Source organism: Bacteroidales bacterium (assembly GCA_031275285.1).
Lineage (GTDB): Bacteria > Bacteroidota > Bacteroidia > Bacteroidales > UBA4181 > JAIRLS01.
This window is the reverse complement of sequence record JAISOY010000052.1, coordinates 21,515-42,763: the sequence shown is the minus strand read 5'-3', so window position 1 is coordinate 42,763 and position 21,249 is coordinate 21,515. Positions and strand designations below refer to the sequence as shown.

The 21,249-nt window shown below is 39.3% G+C and carries 18 protein-coding genes; 12 read left to right on the top strand and 6 right to left on the bottom strand.

All coding sequences use genetic code 11. The features are described 5' to 3' along the window. Positions 1-108: 108 nt before the first annotated feature. The 10 genes from LBQ60_04965 to LBQ60_04920 all read left to right on the top strand — a co-directional run bounded on the left by LBQ60_04965 (position 109) and on the right by LBQ60_04920 (position 14,675). Positions 109-1,248 carry a 6-bladed beta-propeller gene (locus LBQ60_04965; GenBank protein MDR2037256.1) on the top strand — a complete coding sequence of 380 codons (1,140 nt, stop codon included), beginning with the start codon at positions 109-111 and terminating at the stop codon, positions 1,246-1,248. A gap of 120 nt (positions 1,249-1,368) precedes the next feature. Further along, on the top strand, positions 1,369-1,599 hold the full coding sequence (locus LBQ60_04960) for a hypothetical protein (protein ID MDR2037255.1): 231 nt from the start codon (positions 1,369-1,371) through the stop codon (positions 1,597-1,599). 134 nt (positions 1,600-1,733) lie between these two features. Continuing rightward, positions 1,734-2,879: a 6-bladed beta-propeller gene (locus tag LBQ60_04955; GenBank protein ID MDR2037254.1), complete on the top strand. Its 1,146-nt coding sequence runs from the start codon at positions 1,734-1,736 to the stop codon at positions 2,877-2,879. Between the two features lie 85 nt (positions 2,880-2,964). Continuing rightward, on the top strand, positions 2,965-3,486 hold the full coding sequence (locus LBQ60_04950; GenBank protein MDR2037253.1) for a hypothetical protein: 522 nt from the start codon (positions 2,965-2,967) through the stop codon (positions 3,484-3,486). 116 nt (positions 3,487-3,602) lie between these two features. Next, entirely contained in the window at positions 3,603-5,393 is a 1,791-nt protein-coding gene (locus LBQ60_04945; GenBank protein ID MDR2037252.1) for an O-antigen ligase family protein, read from the top strand. Next, entirely contained in the window at positions 5,390-6,262 is an 873-nt protein-coding gene (gene lepB, locus LBQ60_04940) for a signal peptidase I (protein ID MDR2037251.1), read from the top strand. The genes LBQ60_04945 and lepB overlap by 4 nt, the downstream gene beginning before the upstream one ends. A 212-nt stretch (positions 6,263-6,474) precedes the next feature. Next, a complete protein-coding gene (locus LBQ60_04935; GenBank protein MDR2037250.1) occupies positions 6,475-7,551 on the top strand; it encodes an efflux RND transporter periplasmic adaptor subunit in 1,077 nt (358 codons plus the stop codon). A gap of 54 nt (positions 7,552-7,605) precedes the next feature. Then, positions 7,606-10,683, top strand: a complete 3,078-nt coding sequence (locus LBQ60_04930; GenBank protein ID MDR2037249.1) for an efflux RND transporter permease subunit — start codon at positions 7,606-7,608, stop codon at positions 10,681-10,683. 14 nt (positions 10,684-10,697) lie between these two features. After that, positions 10,698-11,486 (top strand): glycoside hydrolase family 16 protein, encoded by a 789-nt coding sequence (locus LBQ60_04925; protein MDR2037248.1) that lies wholly within the window; start codon positions 10,698-10,700, stop codon positions 11,484-11,486. Between the two features lie 18 nt (positions 11,487-11,504). Continuing rightward, the gene (locus LBQ60_04920) at positions 11,505-14,675 is read left to right on the top strand and encodes an efflux RND transporter permease subunit (GenBank protein MDR2037247.1); all 3,171 of its coding nucleotides are present in this window, start codon (positions 11,505-11,507) and stop codon (positions 14,673-14,675) included. Positions 14,676-14,761: 86 nt separating this feature from the next. On the opposite strand, the gene LBQ60_04915 is transcribed toward LBQ60_04920, so the two are convergent. From LBQ60_04915 to LBQ60_04905, 3 genes are all read right to left on the bottom strand, one after another. Next, entirely contained in the window at positions 14,762-15,433 is a 672-nt protein-coding gene (locus LBQ60_04915) for a PorT family protein (protein MDR2037246.1), read from the bottom strand. 212 nt (positions 15,434-15,645) lie between these two features. Next, complete coding sequence (locus tag LBQ60_04910; protein ID MDR2037245.1) at positions 15,646-15,984, bottom strand: helix-turn-helix domain-containing protein; 339 nt, start codon at positions 15,982-15,984, stop codon at positions 15,646-15,648. Between the two features lie 66 nt (positions 15,985-16,050). Beyond that, entirely contained in the window at positions 16,051-16,398 is a 348-nt protein-coding gene (locus tag LBQ60_04905) for a hypothetical protein (protein MDR2037244.1), read from the bottom strand. 492 nt (positions 16,399-16,890) lie between these two features. Here LBQ60_04905 and LBQ60_04900 point away from each other — a divergent pair, with 492 nt between their 5' ends. Next, positions 16,891-17,097, top strand: coding sequence for a hypothetical protein (locus LBQ60_04900; protein MDR2037243.1), 207 nt, complete (start codon positions 16,891-16,893; stop codon positions 17,095-17,097). Between the two features lie 97 nt (positions 17,098-17,194). Here LBQ60_04900 and hemW read toward each other — a convergent pair whose 3' ends face one another. The 3 genes from hemW to LBQ60_04885 form a co-directional block, all read right to left on the bottom strand. Continuing rightward, the gene (gene hemW, locus LBQ60_04895; protein ID MDR2037242.1) at positions 17,195-18,355 is read right to left on the bottom strand and encodes a radical SAM family heme chaperone HemW; all 1,161 of its coding nucleotides are present in this window, start codon (positions 18,353-18,355) and stop codon (positions 17,195-17,197) included. Positions 18,356-18,389: 34 nt separating this feature from the next. Then, entirely contained in the window at positions 18,390-19,664 is a 1,275-nt protein-coding gene (gene hisD, locus LBQ60_04890; GenBank protein ID MDR2037241.1) for a histidinol dehydrogenase, read from the bottom strand. A gap of 137 nt (positions 19,665-19,801) precedes the next feature. Continuing rightward, a complete protein-coding gene (locus tag LBQ60_04885) occupies positions 19,802-20,581 on the bottom strand; it encodes a hypothetical protein (GenBank protein MDR2037240.1) in 780 nt (259 codons plus the stop codon). A gap of 200 nt (positions 20,582-20,781) precedes the next feature. Here LBQ60_04885 and LBQ60_04880 point away from each other — a divergent pair, with 200 nt between their 5' ends. Next, entirely contained in the window at positions 20,782-21,240 is a 459-nt protein-coding gene (locus tag LBQ60_04880) for a DUF4293 domain-containing protein (GenBank protein MDR2037239.1), read from the top strand. Positions 21,241-21,249: the final 9 nt, after the last annotated feature.

Below are 21,249 nucleotides of genomic sequence, written 5' to 3'. Positions count from 1 at the left end.
TCGTGGCAGGAGTGGGTCATGGCCTTTTGTCATGGTATGGAAATGGGTTAATTAATATTTTATGGGGGAGATATCACATCTCCCACCATATTCTTAAAACTGTAAAAAATGAAAATATTTATTTATGCCCTGTTGATTATATCTATATTATCTGCATGCCAGTCCGGAACCGAGCAAAAAATAAAAAAAGATCCGGCTGTGGCCATACTTGTTAACTTGGATAATGAAAATGAAACATCTGTTTTTGATATTTTTTCCGATATCGATATAATTCCATTGGAAACTAATGAAAAATCCCTATTCAATTATCCTTTTGAAAAAATTGTTGAAGATGAAGGTGTGTATTATATCCTTGATACAAGGGAAAAAAAAGCTTTTATGTTTGATTCAATGGGCGTATTTATAAAAGTAATGGATAAAATTGGTCGTGGACCTGGTGAATATATAGATATGGAAGATTTCAATGTCAATCGGTATACTCAAAATGCAGAATTCATCTCTTCGGTTGGAGAAATTCTTATTTATGACCATATATTTGAGAAGTATGTGAAAAAATTGCGTGTGCCCAGAATTACTCGCCATATGATCAACCTCACCGAAGATATCGATGTACATTTCGAAGCTACTACTAAGAGGAACAAAATGTTTTTTTACTCCAGGAAGGAGAAAAAAATAATCAAAGAATGTTTTCCACGGCCCGACTTTGTTTATTATAAAACCATATTCAAACACACCAATTCTCCTTTTTACGTATGTAACGATACCGTGTGTTTTTATGACGGGGCCAATGGCGATATATACACTATCGATTCAGATAAATTAGAACTAAAACATCGGCACCAGTGGGATTTTGGAGAGTATAATTTTGATATCTCCCTCCTGCCTCCTGATGAGGATATGAAGTATTATATGGATTTCAGCAATTACGGGAACAATCAGTATGCCTTTACTTTCATATGTAATGTCGAGAACAATGATTACTTGATCACCCGTTTCTGGTTCCGGCAGCAGGCAAAAACCATTATATACCATAAAAAAAATAAAGATCATTTTCTGTTCCATACTTTTAAGGAAGGTTTTCAATGTATGCCTTTATTTATCAATGATAAGTATTTGTACTCAGCTGCTTCTCCGGATTTTTTATCTTTAGTGATCAATGAAAAAGTATTGGATGAAAAAAACAGGAAAATATTATCGAATATTAAAGAAAATGATAACTCTGTAATTATACGGTACAAATTCAAATAATGATGAACGACAAAATATATAGATTATATACACAATGAAAAAAGTTTTTTAAGTATCGGGGCAGTACTGTTTATTGCGCTGGCTGCCGTAAATGTAAACATCGCCGTAAAAGGAGAAAGCGTGGCTAAATTAAGCCTGAAGAACATTATTGCTCTGGAGGATGATGAACCTATTGACGGTGGTGAAATTCCAGAAGTTGAAATTGTATGTAATGCAAATGGGTCCGGTAGGTGCTGGGATGAAGAGCACGAATATTCTATTGGTATTTTTGGATTACCTATGTGTGAAACAATATGTACTGATTTTAATGGAAGAACAACAACAATTTGTGTTCCAGGAGTACCTTGTTAAATAAGAAGAGGATGTATCAAAAGTACTTTGAATGTTTATTTCTTCGGATACCTATCCGAAATCAAATTTGAATATCGGATTCTCCAGGAGATAAACTGACTTTTGACACACCCTCTTTTAATTCATTTTTAAATATGAAAAAATATTACATAATATTTAGTTTTCTTTTAATTCATCTTGCAGGATGTAACAATAAAAGAATTCTTGAATCTGATACATTAATCATTTCGGTCGATCCACAAAAGGATAAAGTAATATCAAATAAGGAATGGATATCACAAATTGAACTAATCCCATTAGAAACCAGTAAGAGCTCTTTACTAAATGGTTGCTCCAAAATGATGGTGTATCTTGATCGCTATTACATTTTTGATCAAAAACAAAAGGCTGTTTTTGTTTTTGACAGCAACGGGAAATTTCTTTATTCAACCCTTCCAATGTTAGGAAAAGGACCAAAAGAATATTCCAGTATGACAGACTTTGACATTAATAAATATTCAGGTAATTTAGAGTTTTTGGACCCTTTTTCAGCAAGTATAAACATTTATGATAAAGATGGAACATATGTGAAAAAAATCAGCCTTCCACGATCATTGCTACCTCTATCAAAATTCAAAAGATTATCTGATGAAATGTATTTATTTTACGCACGTAAACAAAAAAAGACCATACAATTATATTCTACTGACAAAAAAAAAGTAATCAAATCTTATGGTGCAATACCTCAGAAAACATACTACTTACCAATCACCAATCAATATCCTTTTTATGAACTTAATAATGAGTTACATTTTACCCATATATTCGCGAATAATGAGGTTTATAAGGTTGATACTGTTGGTTATACTAACATGTTTAAAGTTATGGAATACGATTTTGGAAAATATAACTTTACATTAGATAATTTACCTGATGAGCAAGATAAAGCATTTTATAACAGGTTTTTACTGGAAAATAGTTCGCGTTTTGTCTGGGTGTTTAATAAAAGCGAGAATGAATTTATACATATTGCATTTATTTATTTTCAAAACAAGCCTTTGGTATTAAGATACAACAAGCAAACAAAGCATCATGATTTAGTTAATCATAAATTTAAAGAAGGAAGTATTTTATTAGCTCCGTCATTTTTGGACAATGTATATATGTATTGTATAAGTGAACCTATCGATATTTTAAATTTGGTTGATAGTGATTTGTTAGATCTGAGATCAAAAAATATTTTATCCCAAATCAAAGAAGAAGATAATCCTGTAATTATTAAGTATAAACTCAAATATTAAGATGAACAAAAAAACTATTTATTCATTGTTACTTAGCATCACATTATGCTTTCTAATCCTACAATCAGTCATCATATATAGATTTTTGTCTACTAGAAAAAATATAACTGAAAAAGTAGAAACAGCAGATTTACAAAATGTTATTTTATATAATTCATTCTTATTCTCAATGGTAAATGATGGCAAAGATTTAAATAATCTGGAAGTTTATACAGATTCTAAAAATAAATTTTTTCTATTTGATAGTATTAGAACTTCAACATTGATGATCTGTATACCTCCATCTGAAGATATTTGTAGTTCTTGTATAGATTATGCGGTAAATTCCGTAAAAGATTTTTTTCCAGACTTTTCAAGTAATGGAAACATAATTATTTTTTCTCATACTATAGATTCTAGGATAAAAAATAGAATACATGAAAAAAAAATCTACAGGTGTTTTTCTGATGATTGTATATTGGGATTGACGAATAACATTGAAAATAAGCCTTTTTACATAATAACAGATACAGATAGAAAAGCCAACATGTTTTTCGTTCCTAATAGCCTTATGCCGGAATTAACCAGTAGATATCTGAAAATAGTTAGTGACAGGTATTTTAAGTAATACCAATAAATTAATGTCGCATTCGATGAGCGTAATCAATTCGACTAATGTAATTTAATGAAACAATAAATAGCACTAAGTGCTTAAATAACTCCGAAAAATAAATATTTTCAGGTATGATTTTAATCCGTCTCCAAAAGTTATTTCCCTTAATATTCGTCGTTTCACTTGGAATGGTGTTGTTTACGGTTGTTATTATCTGTCCTTCTTTATGGCGTGAAACCATTACCGGAAAATATTTCTGGCTGGCTGTTGTAATGGGGATCACAGTGGTTTCAGGAACCGTAACCTTTTTTTACACATTCCCGAAGCCGAAATTAAGGAATACGGATGTATGGGTATTCCTGTTTGTCATATATATAGTCCTGAACTTTTTACTGCTGAACGGCCGGCCCGTTATGCACTGGTGGCTTTTTTTGCTGATGATCCCTTTGTATGTAATGGTCCGTTTTGCTGCTGAAAATAAGATGATCAGGAGATACCTGCCGGATATGATCCTGCTGGCAGTATTGGTGGAAGCTGTGTGGGGACTATTGCAGTTATACGGCCTGTTGCCGGCGTATCACCATCTGTACAGCGTTACCGGCTCTTTGTTCAACCCGGGTCCTTACTCCGGATTTATAGCTGCCGGTGTACCGTTGGCTTTAGGTCATATATTGGACAAAAACCGCCGGAAATGGGAGCGTTGGCTGGGGGTAATGGTATTGGCAGGCGCCGCGCTGGTACTTCCCGCGGCAATGAGCCGTGCAGCCTGGATAGCCGCATTGGCAGGGTGTATGGCGGTAATATGGAAATATGCCCGGTATAGGTTCGGAAAATGGAGAGGACTATGGCAGCGAAAGAAAGTGCGCATCACTATTGTTGCGTGTTGTATACTTGTTGCCGGCCTGCTCTCCGGATTGTACCTGATGAAAAAGGATTCGGCCGACGGCCGCCGTTTAATATGGAGGGTCAGCGGAAGTATTATTCGGGAACATCCTGTATTCGGAGTGGGCTACGGACGTTTCCCTGCCGTATATGGGGATGCACAGGCCGGATATTTTCTGTCCGGGGAAAGAACAGAGGGAGAGGTCATGGTTGCGGACAATCCCGGATATGCTTTTAATGAATATGTCCAGACAGGAGTGGAACTGGGCCTTGCAGGCCTGATCCTGTTTGCCGGAATGGTGATCAGTTGTTTCCGTCCGGTTACGCAAAAAGGGAATGGATCCTGCGCATTGTTGGCATTTCTTGTCTTTGCGGCATTCTCTTATCCTTTCAGCGTACTTCCGTTGAGTATTTTATTTGTTTTTCTGCTGGCTATTCCGGCATCTTCTTCAAAAGAAATGCCGTTGACTATACCCCGATGGGGGCAGGTTGCCGGAATCATCGTTTGTCTGGGGATCACAGCCTATGCCTCTTTCCATGTATTGTCCCGGAAAAAGGCCTATGAAGAATGGTCTTCCTTACAATTGTATTACCATACCGGACAATACCATGATCTGGTTTACGATTACCGGGACCTGTATCCTTTACTTTCCCATCAGAAGCAGTTCCTGTTCGAATACGGCAGATGCCTTTCCGCAGCCGGCATGTACGAAGAGGGTAACCGGATGTTCGGACAATATCTGCATTATGGTAACGATCCTATGGTACACAATTGTATGGGTAATAATTACAAATCGATGAAAGAATTCGAAAAGGCAGAAGCAGCGTACCGGTATGCTTCGCAGCTTATCCCTAACCGCCATTATCCTGTTTTCCTCCTCATGAAACTGTATCATGAAACCGGGCAGGATGAAAAGGCGGCGGCTACAGCCGGATATTTGCTGGATAAACCGGTAAAGATACATACCAAAGCCATCGATGAGATGAAACAGGAAGCCCTGAAAATACTGGAAGACCATAATAACCGGATGATTCCATGAGAGTGAAGAACACCAAAAAGAACGTTTTGCGTACAGGCAGGTATCTGTTATACTTGCTGCTATGCATCTGTATTGTGATCTTTATCCGCCTTTTCCTGTGTAATTTTTACCGGATTCCTTCCGATTCAATGTCCCCCTCCCTGCTACCCGGCGATTTTATCCTGGTCAACAAATGGAGCTATGGGGCGCGGATTTTCACCGGACTTGACTTCGGCCGGTATGATCCGTCTATGATCCGTCTGCCCGGTACCGGAAATATCAAAAGGAATGATGTGGTAGTGTTCAATTTTCCTTACCGGAAAGGACGTGATACCATCCGGATGAACCTCGACCGCCTTTTTGTCAAACGTTGTATCGGCCTTCCGGGCGACAGCCTGTCCATACGGAACGGGTACTATCATATTTCCGGTTTATCCGCTCACACCGGATATTTGCCCGGACAGGAAGAATTATCCCTATACAGAGGTGGATTTGCTCCGGCTGTATACCGGACTTTCCCGAAGGACAGCTTATTGAACTGGAATATTCTGGACTTTGGTCCTCTGTATATACCCTGTGCAGGCGATATCCTGCAATTAACACCCATGAATTACCTGTTGTATAAAAAGCAGATCATGTATGAAACAGGGTCTTCCGTAACCATGATTGATTCTATGGTTTATGTGGATGATGTTCCTCTCCGCCACTATATTTTCATAAATAACTGGTATTTTATGGCCGGGGATTATGCGCTGAATTCGCAGGACTCAAGATACATCGGACTGATCCCTGAAAATTATATCATCGGTAAAGCATCTGTGGTACTTTCATCGAATGATCCGGGATCAGGAAAAAAACGCTGGAAAAGAATATTTAAACCAATAAAGTAAATTTTAACCGTCGTTTGTCCGCATTTATTTTTTCGAAATAAGGTTAAGTTATTGGTAATAAGTTGTATGTGTGATTTGTAGTGTCTGCTGTTTATGTTGGTTATTAGTCCGATCCCTGATATTTTTGTTTATTGAAAAATAAAAAAGAATGTCAAAAACTATGTTTTTAAATATAAAATATTACTTTTGGAAATCTATAATTTATCCTGTTTATGATGAAGAAATATACTTTACTGCTTTATATCTTTTTTGCTTTGGGATTTTTCTCCTGTGGAAATAAGAACAACACAAAGACATCAGAAAAAGCGGATGATCCCGTACAACAACGCATACAGGAATTACCTCAGGTTTCTGTCATTACAGCAGAGCGTGGCGTTTTCCTGCGTGAACTGCAAAGTAATGGTCGTTTGGCGGCATTGAATAAGGTAGATCTTCGTTTCCGTACATCTGAACTGATCAAATCCATATCGGTCAGTAATGGAGAACAAGTGGAAGCAGGACAGGAAATTGCCCGGATAGAAGATTTTAATCTGCGTAATAGGGTAATTACTTCCCGGGAAACAGTCAGAAGATCGGAGGTTACCCTTGAGGATCACTTGCTGCAGCAGGGTTATCGGTTAAAGGATACGGCATCTGTCCCTTCCAGTGTTATGGAATATGGGTATACACATTCACAGTTGTTATCCTCAAAAGTAGCACTGGCGGAAGCGGAATACGCTCTTGAACGTGCGGTACTCCGCAGTCCCATTGCCGGTGTAGTCACTAACCTTTCTGCCAGGGAACATAACCTGTCGTCTACTGATGTTTTCTGTACTATTGTTGGAGATAAACGGTTTGAAGTGGAGTTTCCCGTGCTGGAAAGCGAAATAGGATTGCTTTTATCTGCACATGAAGTACAGATCGAATTGCTGGCATATCCCGGAATGACGATAAAAGGACGATTAAACGGAATGAACCCCGTAGTAGACAAGAACGGAATGGTGCTGGCCAAAGCAATTGTAGATAACACCCAGGGTAAACTTTATGAGGGAATGAATGTACGGGTACTGGTGCAGCAGGCTATTCCGGATAAACTGGTAGTGCCGAAATCTGCCGTTGTATTGCGTTCCGACCGCCAGGTACTTTTTGTATATGCCCAAGGCCGTTCTCAATGGCGCTATGTGGAAACCGGACTGGAAAACAGCCGGGAATATACCATTGAAAAGGAGCTTGAACCGGGAGAGCAGGTCATCATTACAGGAAATTTCAACCTGGCACATGATGTGGAAGTTGAAATCATTGAAAATTAGAGTTACAGCCGGAAAAATAATACCTGAAAGGCTCATATTTTAATATCTCCGTAAATGGTAAAATTTCTTGTCGACCGTCCTATCGCCGTTTTAATGACTTTTATCGCCTTGCTGGTTCTTGGCTGGATCTCATATACTTTTCTTCCCGTATCTTTAATGCCTGATGTAGCTATACCAGAAATAACCGTGCATTATAGTTATCCGCATAGTTCGGCCCGGGAACTGGAAAATACCGTTACAGCCGGTTTACGCCGGCAACTGCTACAGGTTGGCCACTTGGACGATATCCGAAGTGAAACACGGGATGGGACAGGCGTATTACACCTTCGCTTCATGTATGGGATCGATACACACTATGCTTTTATCGAGGTGAACGAGAAAATTGATGCAGCCATGCACTCCCTGCCGCGTGATATGGACCGTCCGCGGGTATTGAAAGCAAGCGCTACCGATATTCCTGTATTTTACCTGAATGTTTCTTTAAGGCCTGATCTGGAAGATACACAAAAAGGTATCGTTCCTGGAAATGAGAGTGAATTTCTGGAACTCAGCACCTTTGTAACATCAGTTATTCGTCATCGCATAGAACAGATCCCGGAGGTAGCTATGGCCGATATGAGCGGAACAACTGAACCCCGCCTGATGATCGAGCCGGATCTGACAAAAATGCAAAGTCTGGGACTGACTACCAGCGATATAGAAAATGCTTTGAATAGCCAGAACATTACCGGTACCAGCCTTTGGGTGAGGGAAGGTCCTTTTCGTTATAATATACGGATGACGTCTGTATTACGTAATGCGGAAGATGTGGGTAATGTAACCATTCGTAGCGGAGACCGGATCATACCTTTGCGTGAAATTGCCCGGGTCCGGATGCAGGCGCAACCCAGACAGGGCATGTTTGTCAGTAACGGACAGCCCGCCATCGCCCTGGCTGTGATCAAGCAATCAGAAGCCCGTATGGCTGATATGACGGAAAAACTCAAATCGTTGATTGCCCATTTTGAAACCGATTATCCGCAACTCCAGTTTGAAATTGCACAGGACCAGACGGCATTGTTGGATTTTTCCATTGATAATCTACAACAGAACCTTACCTGGGGTATCCTCCTGGTATGTATTATATTGTTCTTGTTCCAGAGTGAGTGGCGTTCGCCATTGTTGGTATCTATCAGCATTCCTGTATCGGCAATATTATGCCTTATTTTTTTCTACCTGGCTGGAATGTCATTCAATATCATATCATTATCCGGGCTTATCATGGCAGTAGGGATGATGGTGGACAACTCCATCATAGTCACAGACAACATCGGGCAATATCGCTATCGTGGTTTACCTTTACGGGATGCTTGTGTACAGGGTGCTACAGAGGTAATCACTCCTTTAATTAGTTCTGCACTTACCACCGTTTGTGTTTTTGTACCGCTCATTTTTTTAAGCGGCATTGCCGGGGCTTTATTCTACGACCAGGCTATGGGAGTAGCTATTGGTTTGGGCACATCCCTCATTGTTTCTATTACTTTACTCCCTGTGTTATATGGTGTATTTTTCCGTAATCGACCCCGTTCGGGGCTTGACCGGAAAGAACCCATAACTGTTCGTGTTATGCACCGGTTTTATGAGTCGGGTATACGTCTTACATTTCGTAGGCCGGTGATTATCATTGCAATATCTGTTTTATTATGTGTGTCGGTTTATTTTGTGTTCAAAAGAATGGAAATAACCCGTCTGCCTGAGCTAACGCAAATAGATTGTATGATGTATATCGACTGGAATGAGCAGATACATCCGGATGAAAATAATTTAAGGATCGGACGCATCTTACAGTCTGTTAATACTAAAACAATTCAGGAAAACAGATTTATCGGTCAGCAGCAGTTCCTGATTAATCAGGGAACAGACATGGGATTTTCCGAAGCAGAGATATATCTGGCTTATGCTTCCGAAAACGAAATGTTGCAAGCCGGCAAAGAATTAAGTCAGTACATGACCCAACACTTTCCGCTGGCATCTTTCCGGATTTATCCTCCGAATACTTTATTTGACCGGATTTTTGAAAGTGGAAATGCGCCGCTTACGGCCGCTTTATCTCCACAACGGAAAAATATGAGTTTCACGCCTACGCAAATCAACCAACTGGTTACCGAAATTGATCATGAAATGGGTACTCCCCATGCCCATGCTATACCCTTCCGTGAACATCTGCAGGTAGAGATCGATTATGAACGTATGTTGTTATATCATGTCAATTACAACGTATTACTACAAGAACTAAAGACAGCCTGCCATGAGAATGATATAGGTCTTCTGAGGTCTTACCAGCAGTTTGTGCCTTTGGTTATCGGTGGAGAATCACAGATAGTAAGTGATATGATTGACAAACTGAAGGTAAGAAATAACAATGGAACCGATATCCCGGTACGTTCGTTGGTAAACCTCCGGCGTGAATATGACTTAAAAACCATTACAGCTAGTAAAGATGGTGAATATATACCTGTAAATTTCAATATCTCATCGAAGGAATCTCCGGAAGTAATTGCCACCGTACGACAGGTTATAGGTAAACATCCTGAAGCAGAAGTACGTTTTTTCGGATCTATTTTTGAGAACCAGCAAATGCTGAAAGAGCTAATGATGGTGTTGGCTGTTTCTATCTTAATGCTGTATTTCATTCTTGCAGCCCAGTTCGAATCACTCAAACAGCCGTTCATCCTGTTGCTGGAATTACCTATTGATATCGGAGCCGCATTGTTGTTGCTTTGGGCTACCGGACATACATTAAATCTGATGTCGGCCATCGGGATCATTGTCATGTGTGGTATCATTATCAACGATTCCATTTTAAAAATTGATACGATCAATCGGTTGCGGAGGGAAGGAATGAGTATTGATGAAGCCATCCATACAGCCGGAAAACGGAGGTTAAAAGCGATTGTATTGACCAGCCTTACTACTATATTAGCTGTGGTACCGTTGTTATTCAGCAAGGGGATGGGGGCGGAGCTTCAACAGCCTTTTGCATGGGCGTTGATCGGCGGAATGGGCGTAGGAACAGTCGTTAGCCTGTTCTTTATACCATTGATGTATCAATATATGAGTAAAGAGAAAAAGATAACCATTGATGAATCGTAATTACTGACCAGATAATGTATAAAAGGATAAACTGCCATATTCTGTTTTTTTTCTTCTTTTTTTTTCTGGTTTCCTGTGAGCCAAGTGATGATTGGAAACTGGTCTGGGAAGAAAACTTTGATAAGGAAGGTTTTATTGATGGGAAAATGTGGAGTAAAATTCCGAGAGGAAATCCGGATTGGCAGAATTATATGTCGGATTATGATTCATTGTATGATGTGGAAAATGGGAATCTGATTCTCAAAGGTATGGTTAATCCCGGGCTGTCGGATGATCATGCTCCTTATATTACCGGAGGTGTCTATACCAGAGGCAAAAAATCATTTTACCGGGGGAAGATAGAGATCCGCGCCAGATTAGAAAGCGCCAGGGGGGCATGGCCTGCTTTCTGGCTGCTCCCGTTTGATGAAGAAAACGGAAAGTGGCCATACGGCGGGGAGATAGACATTATGGAGCGTTTAAATGGAGATGCGATCGCTTACCAGACAGTACACTCACATTACACCCATCATTTAAAACAGAATTACCCTCCTAATGGAACCACAGCTCACATCGAAAAAGATGATTATAATATATATGCAGTAGAGTTGTATGCTGATAGTCTGGTTTTCAGGATCAATCAACAACACACAATGACTTATCCGCGTATAGAAACCGATAAAGAAGGACAGTTTCCTTTTGACAGGGCTTATTACCTGTTACTGGATATGCAACTGGGTGGTTCCTGGGTGGGAGAGGTAGATCCGGGTGATTTGCCTGTTTCCATGTATATTGATTGGGTACGTTTCTATGAAAAAAAATAAAAAACAGACCACCTGAACTTGAAAAGATCCTTTACCATATTATTGATCTGGGCTACACTGTCTATAGCGGGGCTGGCTTTTTTGCCGTTATTGCATGTGAAATGGCAGCCGTCCCAAACACTACCTTCCATCACTGTTTCTTATTCATGGTCGAATGTATCAGGACGTGTGATCGAACAGGAAGTTACTTCTGTACTGGAAGGTAGTTTGAACAGGATACGGGGTATCCGTAAAATATCATCTACATCACGTAATAATAGCGGATATATCTCTATTGAGTTTGATAAAACGGTAAATATGGATGAGGTACGGTTTGAAGCAGCCTCTATTATCCGCCAACTGTATCCGAAATTACCTGATGGGATCAGTTTCCCTTCTCTTTCATTGAACAGGCCCAATAACCAACAGGAAAGATCATTACTGGTTTATTCTTTGCAGGCTCCGGCCAATCCGGCAGGAATACAGGAATATGCCGAAGAAGTGATCAAACCTGCTTTGGGACAAATCGAGGGGATCAGCACTATTTCAGTATACGGCGCTTCTCCCTATGAATGGATGGTCGAGTATGACGCCGATCAACTGAAAGCTATCGGATTAACTCCAGCTTCATTGAATACAGCTATCAGAAGACACTACTCCGAACAACCACTGGGTATGGTTCAGGATATGGATACTAAGGGAAACAAAGCATGGGTGCAACTTACCGTTACGAATCTTAATGCCCATAAAGTCCGTCTTGAAGAAATTCCGCTTACCTCTGTTAACGAGCGGGTTATTTACCTCGGAGACATAGCCACAATAAAACATACAGAGAGAGAACCTACATCATATTTCCGGATGAATGGTTTAAATACCATTAATATTGTTATTTATGCATCACCTTTATCTAATCATATCGTTCTGGCAAATGAAGTAAATGCAAAAATTGCAGAATTGGAGAAAAAATTACCCGGAGGGTATGAGTTGCAAAAAAGGGATGATAGTACTGAATATATCAAGAAAGAGCTGGATAAAATATATATCCGTACTATTGCGACCATCTGTATTCTTTTGATTTTTATTCTTCTGGTGACAAGGAAAGTACGTTTTTTGCTAATTATACTAATCAGTATTATTGTCAATATATGTGTTGCCCTGGGGATGTATTACCTATTAAATATTGAAATACATCTTTATTCACTCGCAGGGATCACCATTTCGCTGGGATTGATCATTGACAATACCATTGTAATGGTGGAGCATATCCGCAGCAGGGGAAACCGTCGCGTATTCGTAGCTATATTAGCAGCCACGCTTACAACTGCTATTTCCTTGTCATCTGTTTTCTTTCTTGATGAACGCATCAAACTCAATTTATCTGATTTTGCTATTGTTGTCATTATTAACCTGATGGTTTCCCTGGCGGGAGCATGGTTTCTTACACCGGCACTTTATGTTCGATTGATAGGCCCTATATCGGGAAGCACGGAAAAGGTCAAGAAAATATCCATGAAGGGTATCAGGAGATTATCCGGATTATCACGTTTCTATACCCGTATGATATCCGGTATCCGTCGTCGTAGTTGGATTGCATGGGTAATTGTCATAATTGGATTCGGACTTCCTGTGTTTATGCTTCCTAATAAACTCGAGGGAGAAGGAAAATGGCCACAGATCTATAATAAAACACTGGGCAGTTCATGGTATGTTGAGAAGGCGAAACCTATCGTTGATAAATCCCTGGGAGGAGCTTTGAGGTTATTTGTCCAATTCGTGTTTGAAGGATCAAACTGGAGTTCCGAACGCCAACGAACTACTCTGAATGTTTATGCGACCATGCCTCCCGGATCCACTATCATGCAAATGAACCAGAACATTGAAAAAATGGAAAAATATTTATCCGGATACTCTGGGATAGATAAATTTCAAGCCAACATATATTCTCCCCAAAGAGCGAATGTCAGCATTACCTTCACCGAAGAACATGAATACAGCTATCTGCCTTTTCACCTGAAAAACGAACTGGTTTCCTGGGGCATTAATTCGGGCGCTGCAGATTGGACCGTTTATGGAGTAGGCGACTATTTTTCTAACCAGATACGGGAATCTACCGGACAACATCGGATACAGCTATATGGCTATAATTATGATGAATTATATATTTATGGCGAAAATATCGGAAAAGGCCTGATGGAAAATCCACGCATCAAGGAAGTAAACCTGATGAGCCGTTATTCGAATTATAAGAACCTGGACCGTGAATTTGTGCTGCGTCCGGATGTCGAACGTTTGTATATGAGCGGAATATCGCTTCCACAATATTTCAATATCGTTCAAATTGCTGCAGGGAACGAGCAGACCGCTACCAGTACAATAATTAACGACAGTTACCAGCAGATTAAAATCAGGTCAAAACAATTGCCACAAATAGACCAATGGCTCATGCACCACAGTCTGATGCAAAGTGGGGATAATTATTTTAAACTGTCTTCTGTGAGCGAAATGGTAAAAGAAGATGAACAGCAGGATATTTGTAAGGAAGACCAGCAATATACCCTGACAGTCAGTTATGATTATATCGGATCATCGAGGTTTGCCAGCAAACTACATGAACGGACAGTAAAAGAAGCCAATGAAATTTTACCTTTGGGGTATAAAGCCGAAGCAGTAGGAGGAAACTACTGGTGGAAGAAAGAAAAAAAACAATACTGGATCATTTTGTTGATCTTAATAGTCATGTATGTATTGTGTTCCATACTGTTTGAGTCCTTACGTCAACCATTGGCTGTAATTAGCCTGGTTCCCTTTGCTTTTATAGGCTTATTCCTTACGTTTTACCTGTTCGGGTTGAATTTTGATCAGGGTGGCTTTGCTGCTATGGTACTATTGTGTGGTCTCACCGTAAATGCAGCTATTTATATTATCAACGATTACAATAATCTACGAAGGCATTCTCCCTGTTCGCCAAGGCGCTTGTATTTACAGGCTCTACACGGTAAGATAACACCGGTATTATTGACTATCTTATCCACTATCCTTGGACTGATTCCATTTGTTATTGGCAAACCAAGGGAACCATTCTGGTTTGCACTGGCTGCAGGGACAATGGGTGGATTATTGTTTTCACTGGTAGGAATTTTAGTTTATCTCCCGTTGTTCTTTTTTAGAAAAAGAAAGAAGCAACCAATAAATAAAAATTCCTGTTCGTGATATTGAAAAATACCAATAAAATTATGTTCGTTTATGAATGTTTATTTTCATAAACGAACATAGTATTTTGTTTTTAGGTAAAAGAGTTAGAAGAGAAACCCTATCGATATACTCAATGAACGGTTTTTACCCTTGTCATCATTATCATCCGCTACTCCTTGCCGCATTTTGGTAAATCCAAGCTGGTAATTAGCGCTTAGCATGATATTCGAAAGGACAACTCCGGCTGTAAGATTTGCCCCCACATCAAATCTTTTCATGTGTGCATATTCTTCTACACGGTCAATGTCATCCTTATTATCCGAAAATTTGATGTCAAAATCTTTATTTACATCTATTCCCAAAATGGTTCCTTCGGTTTTCAATTTTCCGAAAAGGCCGAGTGCACCATAAGGGCCGACACCTGCGAATACTTTAAAATCATCACCAAACGGAATGTTTAGTAAAAGGTTAACATCCAGATTTAAATAAAATGGTTTCAACTTCATGGTACCGTCTCCGATTTCATATTTTGCGCCTTTCCCGGATAATAGCAATCCGGGTTGTAGCGAAATGATAGGAACACCTAACGGGACATCAGCTATCAACCCCACGTGGAAGGACGGAAGCATATTGCTTTTATCAATATTTCCATCTTTATCTTTACTGATATTGGAAAAGTTGACACCACCTTTTATCCCGATACGTGCACGGGCGTCATCTTGTGCAGCCGCGGTAAATGCAATTGTAATAAATGCTAAAAAAAATAACTTTTTCATGTGAATTTAGTTTAAGTGTTTGTGATAAAATGTTATTAAAATATGAACAAAAGTAATGGATTTTCTTTTTATAATGCACAATTTTTTATCATATATATAATTTTAGTCATTAATTTAACTTATGTGAATATTCGAATTGCCGGTGTTTTTCTACTTTACCGACATAAAAGAGTATGTTAATAATCGTGCTGTTAATAGTTCAAATTAAAAAGTTATTGTTTATAACGTCTTAATTCCTCTTCCAGGCTTTTGATTTTATCATATTGTAGTTTGATAATCCTTTCTTTGTCATTTAATAACTCATAAATTGCTTTTGATTCCAACATATTATTTCGTACATCGTTGGTCGGGTATGCCTGTTTTTCATCAAAAAAATCTTGAATGGGAATATTCAGGATCGCTGCAATTTTTCCCAGACTATCGGCTTTTATGTTATTGTTTTTAATACATCTGTGTAAATTTTGTTCGGACATGCCTATATTTTCAGCAATTCTTTTTAGAGGAATTCCTTTTTTCTCCGAAATTTTTTTGATAATAGATAGATCCATCATATATGAACATTATCAATGATAACCTGTGAATATTATTTTTCGTGCTTTATCAATAAGATATTGCTGTTATTTTTTTCTTTTGCTTGAAGCCAATTGCTTTTCCAACTTTTTGATCCGGTCGGTAAGTGCTTTAATGATCATATCTTTTTGCTCGCAATCAGTACATACGCCATATTTGGTTTTGGGTTCTTTGAGTTTTGAAGTATTTTCTTCTTTTAAGTCAACATTGTCAGACAAAAAAACAGTTATCGGAACCTCCAGGAATTCTGCGACTTTATTCAAGTGTTTTGATTTCATGCTGTTAATTCGAATGCACCTATGCAGATTCTGTTCAGTCATACCAATTTCCTGAGCGATCCGTTTAATGGTTTTATCCTTTTTTTTAGCAATTTCTCTTATCTCTTCTAGGTTCATATCTAGATATTTAAAATAAGCAAATGAAAATATTTATTCATTTTTTGATGAAAAATTTGTATTTTAATGAACTTTTATATTAATTTGTAATATTAAATATAATCATAAAATTCCATTATGAAAAATTAAAATTACGGACATGAGACTAAAACCTGAAATAATTTCGAAAATACGCAACAATAGTGACCTTAGAATTTGTTTGCGTGAAAAAATGAAATGCTCTGAAACGACTTTATATCTGAGGCTTAGGAGGAATGATTCAACATTGACGGAATATGGCATATTAAAATTTATAGCGTCAAAATTAAATGAAAGTAATATCGAAAATTTATTGGAGGATATTGAATAATACGTGATGATTTTAAGATGAATCATAGGAAAAGGAAGATTGCATCTGTCCTGAATGATGTAATTATATATGAATATATTTTTTCGTGTTTTAGAAGTATCAACATAGCAGACGAGTTATATTACTGTTAAAACCTTACCAAAATGGACTTAGTGGACAAACTGAATAAAATTGAAGAGCTATTGACGGAAATTAATGATATAAGTGCTGAAATAGAGAAGAACCCTTCACGTTACGAGGCTAGTCTGATAAAAATAAAGAATAAGGCATTAAAGGCTATACGCAAGAACAACAGGAAGTTCGGATTTCTTGTAATTGTTTTGGCGGAACGTAGGAAAATTTTGTTGTGACGGTTTTCTGAAATTCTTTTCACATTCTTCCTGTGTTCCCCTATTATAGGGGATCAGGGTAGTCCGTAAATCTCTGGTTGAACATATTCACAGTGAATTATGTAACAATAAATAAATCGGATGCAATGCGGTCTGCAATCATTTTTCCCTTAGTTGTAAGTGTGTAAGTGCTGTTTTCTTCCCTGATAAATTCGGTTTGAATATACTTGGCTGCCAGGCTGAGCAAGGAATTCAAAAAATCGTATCCAAAATTTTCCCGAACGTATTCCAGCCTGATTCCCCACCGGGTACGTAAAGCTGTCAATACATAGTCATTATATTTGTCGGCAGGAGACAGTATCTCCCGTTCATACCATACTTCTCCCTTCCCATCGAGTAGAAGATCGATATAGCGGGTATTGTTATTGATATTCCATTGACGTGATCTACCATCGTAAGAATGAGCCGAAGGACCAATGCCGATATAGGGTATTTGTCTCCAGTATGCGGTATTATGACGAGAATAGAACCCGGAACGGGCAAAATTGGAAATTTCATAGTGTTCATACCCTGCTTTTCCCAGCATATCCAGTAAAACTTCAAATTGAGCCACACTGTCATTTTCACTGATCCCGAATGATTCTCCTTTATCTTTTCGACGTCCGAATACCGTACGTGATTCTATCGTAAGATGATATGCTGAAAGATGAGGTACATCCAGTGCAATGGCACGGGTCAGGTTTTCTTTCCATTTTTCTGCATCCATGCCCGGCAAACCATAGATTAAATCGATATTGATGTTGTCGAAACCTATTTTTTGGGCCAGATTTACCGATTGAATAGCTTCATCTGCGTTATGTCTCCGGTTCATCCAACGCAGGTCATCATCAAAAAATGATTGTATACCAATGCTTAGCCTGTTGAACCCTAGTTGACTCAGCCCTTCCAGATAGGCAGGGGTCAGGTCGTCCGGATTGGTTTCAATAGTCACTTCCGCATCCGGAGATAAGGTGTAGTATTTCCGGAAAGCATCCAGTAACAGGGATAGGTCCTCCGGAGTAAGTACAGATGGTGTTCCACCGCCGAAATAGAGCGTATGGATCATGGTTTTACTATCTCTGTCATTGTGAAGCCGGAGATAATCCTTCCGGAGGAATATTTCTTCCTGCATGGCCTTCAACATGGCCTGTTTATCTTTCATGGCCACCCGGAAGTGGAAATCACAATAATAACAAACTTGCTTACAGTAAGGAATATGTATGTAGAAAGCGTTGTCCATCAGGCGTTCATTGTTGGCGGACAAAACCGGGATACTATTGGGTTCTCAAAGTTACCGCATTGCTGTGGGCATGCATCAATTCGGCCTTAGCCATTACTTCAATGGCTGGGCCAAGATGCCGGATGCCGTTTTGAGTGATTTCCTGGAAAGTGATTTTTTTTACAAAACTGTCCAGGTTTACTCCACTGTACATCTTAGCGTATCCGTTGGTGGGTAGTGTATGATTAGTACCCGAAGCATAATCCCCGGCACTTTCGGGGGTGTAATGCCCCAGGAATACAGAACCGGCATTGACGATCCGTTCGGACAAATCTTTATAATTGCTGGTTTCAATGATCAAATGCTCAGGTGCATACATATTGGTAAAGTCGATTACCTCATCTTCATCTTTCAATACAATGATACGACTGTTTTTTAATGCTTTCCCGGTAATTTCACTACGGGATAGTTCCGGAAGTTGTTTTTCTATCTCAGCCAACACCTCATTGGCCAGGGTTTCAACAGTAGTCACCAATATAGATTGGCTGTCCTTCCCATGTTCCGCCTGAGACAATAGGTCAGCAGCTACGAAATCCGGATTGGCAGAGCCGTCGGCGATTACTTCCACTTCGGAAGGGCCGGCCGGCATGTCGATCGATACATCGCGTAAGGAGACCAGCTGTTTTGCAGCTGTAACATACTGGTTACCGGGGCCGAATATTTTGTATACTTTAGAAACACTCTCCGTGCCGTAAGTCATGGCCGCTATCGCTTGTATCCCTCCTATTTTAAATACTTTATCGACACCAGCTTCTTTAGCGGAAAATAAAATAGCAGGATTTACTTTTCCGTCTTTTCCCGGAGGTGTACACAGGATGACCTCTTTGCAACCGGCAATACGTGCCGGAACAGCAAGCATCAATACTGTTGAAAATAAAGGAGCCGTACCTCCCGGTATATATAAGCCTACTTTTTCAATCCCTACGGATTTCTGCCAGCAGGTAACGCCGGGGGATGTTTCTATCTTTTGTTGTTTTAGCTGTTGTGACTGGTGGAATGTGGCAATATTTTTCCGTGCAGTCCGGATAGCAGCTTTTAAATCTTCCGGAATCAGCTGTTCTGCACGAGTCATCTCATCCGGAGAAACTTCCAGCTGGTGCAATTGTACCTGATCGAATTTTTCACCATACTTAAATACAGCACTATCTCCATTTTTCCGCACATCATCCATTACCTCTCTTACTGTTTCGAACAACGTCGAATAATCCAGTTCCGGACGGGTGATTATATTCTTCCAATCTTCCCTACGTGGAAACTTAACAACATCCATATCTGTCTTATTAATATTTCTGATAGACAAAGGTACAATTTTGTAAGCAAACCACAACACGGTAAAGCAGAACAAGCAACGCCAACAGGCTGTTTATCTTATGTCGGAGGTAAAACATAAGTCGGGAATTTCCTACTTTAGCGGAATAAGCGGAACATAGCTCCTGCAAAGAAGATATGATTGACCGATTCTACCTTAACTGCATTTTTTTCATAATTTCTTCCGGAAAAGATATAGGTAAATCGGATAACCGGCCATTTTTTTCTCCTTTCTTTTGAAGGAACGATGTCCACTGTTGTCATGGCCATGATCTTTCTATAACTACCCAACGAAGCCCATTTCAACGCTTCAAAAAATGAAGCGTCTTCTTCTGTCAGGCCGCCGGGCAAAGAAGAGGAATATCCGGAACTGGAAATCAATGATCCCAAAGGAACATCGATTTGTTGTGACAATTCCAATCCGGTATTTTTTATTTTGAACCGGTATTTACCGGCCAGACTCGGGCTAATCGATAAATTAAAAAAGTAAGCCACCGGATTATTGGTATTGTCTTCTTTCAGGTAAACATCCACCCCTGTGTCCACCGATCCGCCTAACAATAATCTGAGCGGTTTTCTTTTGTCTGTCAGATACCAATGCCAGGAATTTTGTCCCCGAAAAGTAAGTGAAGTAATGTATGCGTCCGTGGCTTTGTTATATAGGATTCCAATTTCGAATTGGGTATGGAACTGTGTTAAGGCATGTGTTCTTTCCCGGAACCTGTTGGTATGGACTCCTAAAGAAACTCCGGAATATACCAGTGGTGAAAGAAACGGATAATTCAGTCTTGGCAGGCCCACTCCGGCCGAACGTATTAACTGATGTGAATAATCAGATGAATCTGCCGGCTGCGCCAATAGACCATTGGTTGCCAACAAATAGAGGAGTATGATATATAGGCGTTTACCTACTAAGCAACAGGAATGCAATTCTGCAATTTTAAATTTCCGAATATAGTATTATTTTTACAACGATTTTAATTTTCAGGAATATCTTGGCTCTATAAATAATTGTTCGGATCCTATGTTCCTGGTTACAAAGACACTGAAATGTTATTTATCAAAAGGTCAAGTAAAATATGATACAAAGAATTCAAAGTATTTTTCTGTTTGCTTCATTATGTTTCCTGCTTCCCCTGTTTTTTGTGCCGGTTGTTACGCTATTGAGTACCAATGGTGATATTTTCGTATTTAATCTTACAGGATTTTATGAGACAGGAATTGACGGGACACAATATCTCAGCAGGCAAAATTCCCTTCTGGTCTTCGGGATACTTATCTGTGCCTTGAACCTGATTACAATTTTTATGTATAAACGACGGCTGCTGCAGATACGTTTATGCATATATAATATACTATTATTGATCGGGTTAATCGGCGTAGCAATATTTGTTTTGAGGGGAGTGCAACAAATCGGATCGTTTACCTACCATTTACCTGTTGTTTTCCCGGTTGTATCCATTATCTTACATTATCTTGCCTACCGAGGAATCAGGAAAGACGAACTCATGGTACAGGCATTAAGCCGCCTTAGGTAATCATTCGAA